We start from the raw sequence: 12043 nt of genomic DNA, 5'->3' as shown, positions 1-12043 counted from the left end.
GCACGCCCGTACGACGCGGGCCACGCGCCTCCGGGAGCGCACGGACCGCGTGAAAGGATGAGCCGGTGAGCAGCCGTCTGAAGGATGTGGCCGCACGGGCCGGGGTCTCCGTGCGCACGGTGTCGAACGTCGTCAGCGGGTCCGGCGCGGTGGCCGCGGAGACCCGGCAGCGCGTGCAGGAAGCCATCGACGAGATGGGTTACCGGCCCAATCTGGCCGCGCGCAGCCTGCGGGCGGGCCGCACCGGGATCATCGGCCTGGCCATCCCCGAACTGCACTCCCCCTACTTCGGCGAACTCGCGGGCCTGCTCGTGGAGGAGGCCCAGCGCCGCGCCTGGACCGTGGTGATCGACCAGACCCGCGGCGACGCCGAGGCCGAGCGCCGGCTGCTCACGCGCAGCGGCGGGCGCGTGGTGGACGGACTCATCATCAGCCCCTGGGCGCTCGACCCGGCCGAGCTGACCGAACTCGCCGCCACGGCCGCCCCGGCGGTCCCGCTCGTCCTCCTGGGCGAGCGCAGCCCGCGCGGCGCCCTGGACCGGGTCGCCGTGGACAACGTCGCCGCCGCGAACGAGGCCACCACCCACCTCGTCCGCATCGGGCGACGCCGTATTGCCGCCATCGGCCTGCAGCCACACCTTCAGAACGGCACGGCGCAGCAGCGCGCGCAGGGCTACCACCAGGCGCTGGACCGGGCCGGACTCCCCCGCCCCACCGACGCCCTGCAGCGGACCGTCGCCGCGCTCCACCGGGCGGACGGCGCCCGCGCCATGACCGAACTGCTCGACGGACCCGAAATCCCCGACGCCGTGTTCGCCTTCAGCGACGAACTCGCCCTGGGCGCCCTGCACATGGCGCACGAGCGAGGGCTACGGGTACCGGAGGACATCGCGATCGTCGGCTTCGACGACATCGAGGACGGGCGCTACAGCCATCCCCCGCTGACCACCATCGCACCCGACAAGCACCAGATCGCCCTGCGATCCCTGCAGTGCCTGGCCGACCGCATATACAGCCCCGACAACGCCGTGCCCGCACAGGACCTGACGGTGCCTCACCGGCTGGTGGTGCGCGGGACGGCGTAGGGCGTTGCCACCCTCGGGCCCGGAAGCCCCTTGCCCCGTTAGGCCGTTGGCCGACGTGTCAGGCCACCGGCACGAGAGGCGCGTCGAGCAGGCTCCGGTCCCCGTCGACGCCGTGGGCCAGCGCGGCGGCCACGTCCTCGTGCGGGGCGCCGAGGCGGATCGCGCTGACCTTGTCCAGCTTCTCGTAGTGGTGCGGGGCGAGTTCGACGTTCAGGGCGTCGAGGTAGCCCGCCAAGTGTGCCGGGGTGCGGGGGCCCACGATCGGGATCAGCGAGGTCCCGGACCGCGCCGCGCGCTCGCGCAGCCAGGCCAGAGCGACCTGGACGGGGCCGGTGCCCAGCTCCTCGGCCACCGCGAGGACGGCGTCGAGCACGGCGGTGCGCTGCTCGCCGCCCTCGCCGTCGACCGCGGCGCGTGCGCTGAGTCGGCCCTGTTCGCCGCGGCGGTACTTTCCGGTCAACAGGCCGCCGGCCAGCGGGGAGTAGAGGACGACTCCGAGGCCGTGCGCCTCGGCCATGGGCAGGAGCTCGCGGTCCGCGGAGCGTTCGGCGAGGCTGTACTCGGTCTGGATGCCGACCAGCGGCATGCGTCCGCCCAGCTCCGATCGGACGGCGGCGCCGGCCACCCGCCAGGCCGGGAAGTTCGACAGTCCGGCGTAGCGGACCTTGCCCGCCCGGATCAGGTCGTCGAAGGCGGCCAGGATCTCCGGCAGCGGGGTGACGCCGTCGGGCAGGTGCGGCATGAAGACATCGACGTAGTCGGTCCCCAGGCGCCGAAGGCTCTCCTCGAGGGACCGGATCATGGTCTTGCGGCTGTTGCCCGTGGTGCCGGGGCGGATCTCGGCGCTCCGGCTGCCGCTGTACTTGGTGATGACCACGTAGTCGTCGCGCTCGCGGCCCAGCAGCTCGCCGAGAACGGTCTCGGCCTCGCCGTTCTGGTAGATGTTCGAGACGTCGAAGGTGGTCCCGCCGGCCGCCACGAACGCGTCGAAGATCGCCCGAGCCCCTTCCAGGCCCGCCGCGGTCGGGGCCGAGCCGAAATTGGCCGTGCCCAGCACGTACTCCGACACCCGAAGGCCGCTGTGTCGTCCGAAGGTCTGGTAGCGCATGGGGCCTCCTCAGGAACGGGATCTGCGGTACGGTCGACGACACTAACACGTAAAACGAATGGTCATTCTTTTATGCCGAAGGTCAGCCAGGCCCACCTCGACGCCCGCCGTCAGCAGATCGTCGACGCCGCACGCTCCCGCTTCGCCGAGGTCGGCTTCGCGCGGACGTCCATGCCCGACATCGTCCGCGCCTCCGGGCTCTCCACCGGGGCGATCTACCGGTACTTCAAGAGCAAGGACGAGATCGTCGCCGCCATCTGCGAGGAGTCGAGCCAGGCGCTTCCCGCGGAGCTGACCGCCGAGGCCGTCCGCGACTTCCTGGAGCACATTCGCACCCTGGCGCGCGAGGAGGGGCACGCCCGGCTGGTCGCCCAGATCTACGCCGAGGCCGCGGTCTCGGCGAGCCTCGCCGCGCTCGTCGACCGCCAGCTCGGGGAACTGCGCGCGGCGGTGGCCGCGTTGCTGCCCGACCGCGAGCCCGCGCACGCGGACCGGATCGCCGAGGCCTTCGTCGCCGTCTGCCAGGGCTACAGCCAGCAGCTCGCGGTGCGGGGCGATGTCGACCCGGCGCCCTTTGTGACGGCTCTGGTCGCGATCACCGAGTCGTAACGGAGGAGTTGGGACGGCCGATTTCCGGTGGTCGGGCCGTCGTCGCCGCACCATTGGGCGCGCGCCCTCCACCCCTCGACGCGGCCGGTCGCCCCAACGCGATGCCGAGCAGGACCAGGGCCATGCCCGCCGCCTGCCGCACGGTCAGCGCCTCTCCCCCGAGTGCGACGCCGAGGGCCACTCCGGTGAGCGGGTTGAGCAGGCCGATGAGGCCGACCGTGGCGGCGGGCAGGTGGCGCAGGCCGGTGAACCAGGCGACGAACGCGAGCGCCGTGGCGATCACCGCCGTGTAGGTGAGGGCCGCGGCCCCGGGGGCGGTGAACGACGGGGGTCCGCCCTCGAAGACCACGGCGGCGGCGAGCAACAGCACTCCCCCGAAGGTGAGTTGCCAGGCGGTACTGGCCAGGACCCCGGCCTCGTTGCCCCAGCGCTTGGACAGGGCGTAGCCGACCGAGGACGTGGCGAGGGCTCCCGCCGACGCGAGCAGGCCGGGCATGCTGGGCGCGCCGGCCTGCCCGGCCAGCATCAGCACCACACCACCCAAGCCGATCGCGGCCCCGGTCAGCGGCACCACGCGCGGCCGTTCGGACAGCAGGGCCCACGCGCTGAGCATCAGGGCGGCCGGCGACAGTGCCATCAGCATCGAGGCGGTCGCGGTGGTCAGCAGGTGGGCGGCGAGGTAGACGAGCAGGAAGAACGCGCTGGTGTTGAGCAGCCCGAGCACGGCGGACCGCCACCACCAGACGCCGCGCGGCAGTTTGCGGGACAGGGCCAGCAGCAGAAGACCGGCCGGCAGGGCCCGCAGGGCGGCGCCCCACCAGGGACTGCCGGCCGGGAGGTACTCATGGGTGACGAAGTAGTTGGCGCCCCAGGCCACCGGGGCGAGCGCCGCGACGGCGCCCCACCGGTACATAGTTTCCATGGAAGGTAATATAGCTTCCATGGAAACTATCTCGTCCAGCAGTGAAGGCGTCCCCTCCGGTGCGGGCATGGATCACGTCGCCCGCATCCAGGCCGCCTGGCGCCAGGAGCGTCCCGACCTGGACGTCGCGCCGCAGGGTGTCATCGGCCGGCTGCACCGGATCGCGACGCTGCTCACGCAGGAGCTGTGCACGGTCTACGGCCGCTATGACCTCAGCGAGGGCGAGTTCGACGTGCTGGCCGCGCTGCGCCGCGCGGGCGCCCCCTTCGAGCGCGCTCCCGGCGAACTGGCCGCGCACACCATGGTCACGACCGGTGCCATCTCGAAGCGCATCGACCGCCTGGAGCGGGCGGGCCTGGTCGCGCGGCGCCGTGCCACGGGTGACGGGCGCGGCCGGGTCGTCGCGCTCACCGACGCGGGCCGCGCCCTCTTCGACCGGGCCTTCACCGACCACATCCGCAACGAGCACCGGCTGCTCGCCGCGCTGCCACCGTCCGAGGCCGCGGCGCTGGAACACCTTCTGACCTCGTGGCTCGCCCAGCTGGAGACACCCTCGCCGGGGCCGGGTTGATCACTTACCGCGTCGCCGCGACCCCGTCGGCAGGCGCCGCACGCAGTTCCTCGGCGACGAGGCCGCGTACGCGCTCGCGCTCCGCACGCCCCCACGTCTCCTTCGTGACCAGGATCCCTACGAGGCCGATCACCGCCGCGCCGAGGTAGAGCAGCGCGGCCCCCGGCCAGCCGAAGGCACCCACCAGAGCCGCGGCGAGCAGGGGCGCGAAGCCACCGATTGCCGCCGCGATCTGGTACCCGAGCGAGGCACCCGACGTACGGGTCGCGGTGCGGAACTGTTCGGTGAGCAGGGAGCCCTGGGTGCCGGTGAGCGAGGCGTGGATGAAGCCGATGCCGATGATGAACACCGCGACGACCAGGGCGGGTTGGGCGGAGTTGGTGAGCAGGTACATGGGGAACGCGAAGAGGATGGCCGCCGTGCACCCGGCGATGTAGATGGGTCGGCGTCCGATGCGGTCGGTGAGCGCGCCGGCCAGGAAGGTGACACCGATGGCGAGGACGCTGGCGACGGTGATCGCGGCCAGAGCGACGGGCCGCAGGTCGGGGTGGTGGTCGGTGATGTAGCTGAGCAGGTACGTCGCGGTGGAGTAGTACGCGAAGGACTCGACGACGCGCAACGCGATGACCCGCAGGATGCCGCGCCAGTCCCCCGCCAGCGTTGCGAGGAACGGGTTCCGCTCCGTCCTGCCACCGGCCTTGGCCTCCTGGAACTCCGGGGACTCGGACAGCCGCGAACGCACGATCAGCGCGGCGACCACAAGCACCGCACTCACCAGGAACGGTGTCCGCCACTGCCAACTGCCCTCGAACGTGGCACTCAGGGCGAACACACCACTGGCCAGGGCGATGCCGAGCGGATTGCCTGACTGAGGTATCGCGGCGAACATGCCGCGCCGGTGCCAGGGCGCGTGCTCGTACGCCATGGTGATCGCCCCGCCCCATTCGGCGCCGAACGCGAGCCCCTGGATCATGCGGATCAGGGTGAGCAGGATCGGCGCGAGCACGCCCACCTGCCCGTACGTGGGGAGAGCGCCGATCAGGAAGGTGGCCGCACCCATGACGATCATCGCCGCGACGAGGACGGGCTTGCGGCCGAACTTGTCGGCGAAGTAGCCGCCGACGGCGCCACCGAGCGGACGCATGACGAAGCCGACGGCGAGCGTGGCGAAGGAGAGCAGGGTGCCGACGAAGCGGTCGCTGTCGGGGAAGAAGACGGCGCCGAAGTAGAGGGCGGAGGCGGTGCCGTAGGCGATGAAGTCGTAGTTCTCGACGCTGGTGCCGAAGGCGGCGGCGATCGCGGTTTTGACGCGGTCCTTGGAGCCGAGCACGCTCGGCTGCCCTGCGGGGGTGCGGGTGGACATGGGGATCTCCTGCGGGTTCGGGGCACGTGCGGGTACGCCGAGGGGACGCCCGGCGCGATGTGCGCGCGGGCGCGGGGAGGGGGCGTCGGTGCGAGAGGAGAAGGGGGTGGTGCGGCGGGGTGTGTCAGGCGGTGACGGGTGTCAAGTCGTCGAGGGCGTTGAGCTTCGCGACGCGGCGGCGGGTGTCCGCGTCGTCGTCGAAGGTGGCACCCAGGAACTCGCGGACGATGTCGGGCACGAGCGCGTGCGGGACGAGCCAGGCACCCATGGCGATGGCGTTGGCGTCGTCGTGCTCGACCGACTGGTGGGCGGAGTACGGCTCGTGGGCGAGGCCGCAGCGGATGCCGGGGAGCTTGTTGGCGGCCATGACGGCGCCCTGCCCGGTGCCGCACACGAGCACGGCGCGTTCGGCGGTCCCGGCGAGTACGGGCTCGCAGGTGTCTCGGGTGATGTCGGGGAAGTCGACGGGTTCGCTGGTGTGCGTGCCGCAGTCCACGACCTCGTGGCCGAGCGCCTCGATGGCCTGCCGGACGGTGTCCTTGAGTGCGAAACCGGCGTGGTCCGCGCCGAGGGCGACCCTCATGTGTTGTCCTGCCTTCCGAATCTTCTGGTGCACAACTGCCGTACGGGCGGTCACTGTTGGGTCTTGGGCGCCCGGTCGACGAAGGTCGTGGGGATGCGCCGGCCGGTGGCCTCGCGCCCGGCGATGAGGTCCACGACCCCGCGTACGCCGAGCCGTCCGATCTCGGCGGCGTCCTGCCGGACGGCGCTGATGGGTGGCGAGGCGAACTCGAACCAGTCGAGGTCGTCGACGGACACCACCTCGATGCGGGTCGCTTGTTCGGTGCCGAGCCGCTCGCGCAGCGCGCGCACGGCGCCGAGCGTGGTGAGACCGTTCGCGCCGAAGACGGCGGTGAACGGGACGCCCCGATCGAGGACCCGGTGCATCGCCTTGGCGGCCCCGTCGGCGAGGAAGTCACCGGAGTCCAGGAGTGCGTCGTCGGTACTGATGCCGTGCGGCTCGCGTCCGGCGAGGTAGGCGGCGCGGCGCTCGGCGCCGGTGGAGATGGTGTCGGGGCCCCCGATGAAGGCGACGTCACGATGCCCGCGCCGCTGCAGCCAGTCGAGCACCTGGCCGACGCCCTGGGCGTTGTCCGTCCCGTACATCGGGGCGTCGATGCCGTCGATGGTGCGGTTGAGGAAGACCAGCGGGAGACCGGAGGCGACGGTGGCGGCGAGCTGCGGCGAGACGGTGCTCTGCGGCGCGAACAGCAGTCCGTCGATGCGCTGCGAGGCGAAGGTCCGCAGGTAGGCGTCGGCCTGGTCGGCGTCCTCGTTGGCGTTGGCCAGCAGGACGGTGTAACCGTGCCGGCGGGCCTCCTGCTCGGCGGCGTGCGCCAGTTCGGAGAAGAACGGGTTCCGGATGTCCGAGACGAGCAGCCCCAGCACGTCGGTGCGGGCGCGCCGCAGCGCACGGGCGGGCCCGTTGGCGACGTAGCCCAACTCGGCGGCGGCCGCCAACACGCGCCGCCGCGAGTCCGCCGAGGTCTGACTGCTCCCGCTGAGCACGCGCGAGGCGGTCCCGAGCGCGACGCCGGCGCGCGCGGCGACGTCCTTGATGGTGGCCATCCGTGGCTCCACTTCCTCGTGGATTTCACTCGTGGATTCATGGAAACGTTTCCATGGGGTGGATGACTTTAAGATCGCATACGGGGCGTGGGCCGGGCAAGGGGTTGGAGCGGTGGGCAGTTACTGCGCTCCCAGCGTCTAGCTCCGCCGGTAGGCAACCCCTTGCGGGTTCGACGCGTCGTACACCCGCGTCAGGGTCGAGCCCTTCACCGTGAACGTGGATGCCTTCACGTCGTAGCAGGCGCTGCCCGAGTGGGCCGGGTCCACCGTTCCCGAAGTCACGTAGATCCGGGCCCCGTTGCCCCCGACGGAGTCGAGCCGTGCCGTGTACTCGCAGTGGCCCGCGCCGGGGACGTCCCACAGGTAGCGCAGGGCGTTCTGGCCGACGGATGCCCGGGAGACCGTGAGTTTCTGCGGGTCGTTTCCGAAGCCCGTGCCGTAGCCGCTGACGGCCCAAGTGCCGAGGAAGGAGGAGGGGACGGCGCTGGGTGACGAGCCTTCGCCGGTGTTGTCGGAGCCGCTTGAGCTGCCCGAGTTGTCGGATCCGGCCGCCTCTCCGGAGTCCCGACCGGCAGTGCGGGACGGGTCGGCGGTGTTCGGCGCCGACCCGGCGCCGCCGTCGCCGTTCTTGTCGGCCGAGGCCCGCTCGCCCTTGCCGCCGTCCGACCGCTTCGAGGGTGAGGGGCTGGGCGTGGAGGCGGGTGTGTCGTGTTGGGGTGTCGCGCGTGCGCGGTTCGTGTCCGGGGCCGCCGCTCCCGGGTTGTCGTCACGGGCCCACGGGGTCAGGAGCATGGCCGTGCCGCCTCCGACCACGATCACCGGCACCACGACGAGGGCCGCGAGGCGGGTGCGTTTGCGGGGGCGGTCGTCTTCGGCGTCGGGTTTGCGTGTGGCTGGGACGGCGGCCGGGCGTAGAAGCGGGGTCGGCCGGTCCACGGCCTCTGGAGCCGGGCCCTCGGATTTCGGTTCCAGGTCGAGGAGTTGGGCCGCCCGGCGGGCGAGGAGGGAGCTCACCGCGTGCGGCAGGTACGGGTCCCCGGGCGTGGGGCGTGGGCGGTCCGGGTCGGCGAGGAGGGTCGAGACGTCCGGGCGGGCGTTCATGTCCTTGGTCAGGCAGCGCGAGATCAGCGTGCGCAGTGTCTCGTCGGGTACGCGGTCCAGCGCCGGTTCGTCGTGGACGACGCTGTACGAGATGGAGTGCCCGTTCGTCTTGCCGTGGCCGAACGGGAGCCGGCCGGTCGCCGCGTACGCGAGGACGCATCCCAGGGCGAACACGTCGCTGCGCGGCTTGGAGCCTTCGTCGAGGATCTGTTCCGGTGCCATGAAGCCGGGCGAACCGACGACCAGTCCGGTGCTCGTCAATGGTGTCTCGGCGAGGGTGTCCGCGGCGCAGGCGATGCCGAAGTCGATGACGCGGACGCCGTCCTCGGTGAGCATCACATTGGACGGCTTGAGGTCGCGGTGCACGATGCGCGCCGCGTGGATGTCCTTCAGGGCACGTAACATCCCGTCCGCGAGCGCGAACACCGAGGCGGCAGGCAGGGGCCCGGACAACCGGACCACCTGTTCCAGAGAGAGCCCGGCGACGTAGCCGGTCGCGACCCACGGGGGCTCGGCGTCGGGGTCGGCCTCGAGCACAGGCGCGGTATGACCGTCGCCGACGCTGCGCGCCGCCTCGATCTCGCGGCGGAAGCGGGCCCGGAAGTTCTCGTCGCTGGAGTACTCGTCGTGCACGACCTTCACGGCGACCGTGCGTCCGCTCTCGGCCCGGGCGACGTACACCCTCCCGAAACCGCCCGCGCCGAGACGGCCGAGGAGCCGGTACGGTCCGATGCGCGGCGGGTCCGCGGCCTTCAGCGGCTTGATGCGGCTGTCCGCGACGGCGGCCTGAGAGCCGCGCTGCTGCGGCACCTCGTTCACGGCCTCCCCCTCGTCCGCCTGGACGAGTTCGTCCCCCATACGTCCGTCCCCCTGAGCTCGCTGTGCCGCGCCTCTCACTAATTGGAAAGTCACGCTATCCAATTACGACCTCGCGGGGCACTCGAACTGCCAAACGCAGCCTACTGGTTGGCCCGTGTCGTGAACGGCAGCACCAACCGCGACCGATGCCCCGCGTCCCGGTACACCTTGTGCGTGACCGGGCGACCCACCGGCAGGTGGAACGCGTCCGGCGGCAGTAGCGCGTTGTGCTCGTCCGCCAGGGGTTCATTGTTGGAGAGTTCCGCGGTCAGGCGGTGTCCCGGCAGGAAGGTCGCCGCGAACGGGTAGATGCGCAGGATGTACTCCTCGATGCGGCCGGGTTCGAGCGGGACCGACCGCGTGTGGGGGTGGTGCGGGTCCCCCTCGGTGGAGCGGGACGCGTCGAGTTCGCGGTGGGAGGCCTTGAGGTAGGCCGTGGTGATGAGTTGCCGTTTACCACCGGTCGGCGCCTCGTCCCACAGGCGCAGGATGAGGTTCGTGTCGGGCTGGTCGATCTCGACGAAGAGGTGGGCCGCGCCCTGGCCGATCATCTCGGTGGGCTCGGTGAAGGGGGCGGTGCTCCAGCTGAGGATCTCCACCTTGTCGGTCACGGTGAGGGGGGCCTGGTAGAAGCCGTCGGGGGCGGCGTGTTCGGCGCCCATCGGCTCGGGCTCGTACGAGAGTTGGCGGCGCGGGCGGAAGTACAGCGGGCGGTGTGACACATCCTTCGGGGGCCACTGTGCGGCCCTGACCGTCTCGCGGGAGCCCTCCACGTGGACAGTGACGGCCGGCTCGTCCATGACCCCGTTGTCGATGCCCTTGAGCCAGTACTCGTACCAGCGGAACATCTTGTCGTGTTCCTCGACGAACGGTCGCGACTGCATGGGCGGGTAGGGGCCGATGTCGAGCTTCTTGGGGCCGCGCAGTGTGTCGTAGAGCGCGATGGTGCCGTCCATCGTCCAGCCGCGGCCCTGGTCGATCTGGAGCCAGACGGGGATGTCGATGGTCGGGGCGAGGGTGATCGGATTGCGTTCCTCGTACCAGTCGCCGTCGACCTCGTTCATGACGATGTCGAACCACGCCTCATGGTTCTTGGGGTAGTTGAGGACGTGGACGAGGTTCGGCCAGGCCGACACGTCCGGGTCCCGCAGGCGCTCCGCCACCCGCTTCCTGATCTCGTCGGGCGTATACGTCTCCAGCATCCGCGACTTGACGCCGTCGGTGAACGCCCAACCCGAGTCGCCGCCCCGGCCCTCGCGGGCGGCGCGCGGCATGAGCCACATGATGCCGCCGTGGTACGTCGTCTCGTAGAAGTCGTAGTGGCCGCCACTGACGAAGATCGCCTTGAGGCTCGGTGGGCGTTCGGCCGCCGCGAGGACCTGCATGGAACCGAAGTACGAGATGCCGATCATGCCGACGTTGCCGTCGCACCACGGCTGCGCCGCCACCCATTCGATGAAGTCGTACGCGTCCTGGCCGAGGGGGACGCCGCCGGCGTTGTAGTTGCCGATGTGCGTGCCGTCGGAGGTGCCCGATCCACGCAGGTCTCCGATGACATGGACGTACCCCTCATCGACGACGCGCGCGATGTCACCCGCCTCGACACAGCCGTCCCACATCGGACTGGGGCGGCGCTGCGGGGGCGTGGTGAGGGCGAGGGCCTGGAGTTCCTTGCCGTAGGGGCTCAGGGCGACGAGGGCGGGGCGTGGTGTGTCGTCGTCGGCGCGGGCGTAGGTGTCCGCCGCCAGCGTGACACCGTCGCGCATCGGCACCCGGACGTCCTTGCGGACGGCGATGGTGTGCTCGCCCGCCCGGATGGTGTGGTCGTGGTCGTCGGTCATGTCTGCTGGCTCCTGTGTGACGCGTTCTCGCCGCGCGTGCGGTAGGCGTGCATCGAGGTGAAGAACGGCGAGGGTTCGAGCGTGGGGTCGCCGGTGTAGCCGAGTTCGTGGGCGGCCGCGGCGAACGGGGAGTACGAAGAGTCCGTGGGCGTGAGGCCGGAGGACAGGCAGCGGCAGGCGGCCTCGGCCACGCGTGACTCCGCCGCGAGGCTCTCGTCGATGGCCTCCCTGGCCTGCGCCTCGTCGAGCTCGACGCCGTACGGGGTGCCGTCGGCCCGGCGGTAGGGGTGTCCGAGGTAGAGGCGGCGCGGGCGGACCTCGTCGCGCAGGTGGCTCAGGCCGGCGCGGTACGCGGACGGGTCGGTGTAGCCGGGGAAGCCGTTGGCGGCGCCGTGGACCTGGACTGCGTCGCCGACGAACGCCGCGCGCTGCCCGTCGATGACATAGGCAACCGAACCCGGTGTGTGGCCCGGGAGGGCGTGCACGGAGACGGTGACATCGCCGCCGAGGGAGAGTGTCTCGCCGCCCTTGACCAGCACGGTGGGTTCCAACTCCCCCGAGATGACGGCCTTCGTGGCCGCCGCCACCTTGGCCTCGCCCTCGCGGTCGTGGAGGTATCGGCCGCGTCCCTCGCGGTATTCGTCGACGTGCGCCTGCCGGGAGCGGAGCATCGGGGCGTCGGCCTCGTGGATCACCACCTGTGCCCGGCGGCCGGTCAGTTCCCACAGGGCGTGAGCGCCGCCGACGTGGTCGATGTGACCGTGTGTCAGCAGGATCCAGCGGACGTCCTCGATACGGCGCCCGATGGCCTCCAGGGCGGGGGCCATGCCCTCGGCGGGCGAGGTGGCGATGCCGGTGTCGACGATCGCGGGTTCGGGTGCGTCGACGTAGAAGCTGTAGAGGCCGAAGCGGCCCCACGGCGAGAACAGGGGGCGGACGGTGACGTCATGGGTCAT

The 12043-nt window shown here is 71.4% G+C and carries 11 protein-coding genes; 3 read left to right on the top strand and 8 right to left on the bottom strand.

The window, feature by feature from the left end; translation table 11 throughout:
* The first annotated feature begins 65 nt into the window (after window positions 1–65).
* Window positions 66–1085: a LacI family DNA-binding transcriptional regulator gene (locus tag ACZ7L4_RS03320; protein WP_472099269.1), complete on the top strand. Its 1020-nt coding sequence runs from the start codon at window positions 66–68 to the stop codon at window positions 1083–1085.
* A gap of 58 nt (window positions 1086–1143) precedes the next feature.
* On the opposite strand, the gene ACZ7L4_RS03315 is transcribed toward ACZ7L4_RS03320, so the two are convergent.
* Entirely contained in the window at window positions 1144–2193 is a 1050-nt protein-coding gene (locus ACZ7L4_RS03315) for an aldo/keto reductase (RefSeq protein ID WP_472099267.1), read from the bottom strand.
* Between the two features lie 72 nt (window positions 2194–2265).
* Here ACZ7L4_RS03315 and ACZ7L4_RS03310 point away from each other — a divergent pair, with 72 nt between their 5' ends.
* The gene (locus tag ACZ7L4_RS03310; RefSeq protein WP_472099266.1) at window positions 2266–2802 is read left to right on the top strand and encodes a TetR/AcrR family transcriptional regulator; all 537 of its coding nucleotides are present in this window, start codon (window positions 2266–2268) and stop codon (window positions 2800–2802) included.
* Here the strand turns inward: ACZ7L4_RS03310 and ACZ7L4_RS03305 are convergent.
* Entirely contained in the window at window positions 2789–3724 is a 936-nt protein-coding gene (locus tag ACZ7L4_RS03305) for a DMT family transporter (RefSeq protein WP_472099265.1), read from the bottom strand. The genes ACZ7L4_RS03310 and ACZ7L4_RS03305 overlap by 14 nt on opposite strands.
* A 19-nt stretch (window positions 3725–3743) precedes the next feature.
* Between ACZ7L4_RS03305 and ACZ7L4_RS03300 the strand changes: the two genes are divergently transcribed.
* Complete coding sequence (locus ACZ7L4_RS03300) at window positions 3744–4295, top strand: MarR family winged helix-turn-helix transcriptional regulator (RefSeq protein ID WP_472099264.1); 552 nt, start codon at window positions 3744–3746, stop codon at window positions 4293–4295.
* A gap of 4 nt (window positions 4296–4299) precedes the next feature.
* On the opposite strand, the gene ACZ7L4_RS03295 is transcribed toward ACZ7L4_RS03300, so the two are convergent.
* The 6 genes from ACZ7L4_RS03295 to ACZ7L4_RS03270 form a co-directional block, all read right to left on the bottom strand.
* Window positions 4300–5658, bottom strand: a complete 1359-nt coding sequence (locus ACZ7L4_RS03295) for an MFS transporter (protein WP_472099262.1) — start codon at window positions 5656–5658, stop codon at window positions 4300–4302.
* Window positions 5659–5782: 124 nt separating this feature from the next.
* Window positions 5783–6241, bottom strand: coding sequence for an RpiB/LacA/LacB family sugar-phosphate isomerase (locus ACZ7L4_RS03290; protein WP_472099261.1), 459 nt, complete (start codon window positions 6239–6241; stop codon window positions 5783–5785).
* A gap of 50 nt (window positions 6242–6291) precedes the next feature.
* Window positions 6292–7287, bottom strand: a complete 996-nt coding sequence (locus tag ACZ7L4_RS03285) for a LacI family DNA-binding transcriptional regulator (protein WP_472099260.1) — start codon at window positions 7285–7287, stop codon at window positions 6292–6294.
* A 138-nt stretch (window positions 7288–7425) separates the two neighbouring features.
* On the bottom strand, window positions 7426–9246 hold the full coding sequence (locus ACZ7L4_RS03280) for a serine/threonine-protein kinase (RefSeq protein ID WP_472099259.1): 1821 nt from the start codon (window positions 9244–9246) through the stop codon (window positions 7426–7428).
* 101 nt (window positions 9247–9347) lie between these two features.
* Window positions 9348–11087 (bottom strand): CocE/NonD family hydrolase, encoded by a 1740-nt coding sequence (locus ACZ7L4_RS03275; protein WP_472099257.1) that lies wholly within the window; start codon window positions 11085–11087, stop codon window positions 9348–9350.
* Window positions 11084–12043: an MBL fold metallo-hydrolase gene (locus ACZ7L4_RS03270; protein WP_472099255.1), complete on the bottom strand. Its 960-nt coding sequence runs from the start codon at window positions 12041–12043 to the stop codon at window positions 11084–11086. Before ACZ7L4_RS03270 ends, ACZ7L4_RS03275 begins: the two co-directional genes overlap by 4 nt.

It is taken from the genome of Streptomyces sp. NPDC107575 (genome assembly GCF_055657265.1).
Note: the sequence above shows the minus strand (reverse complement) of the source record. Positions and strands in the feature narration are given on the sequence as shown.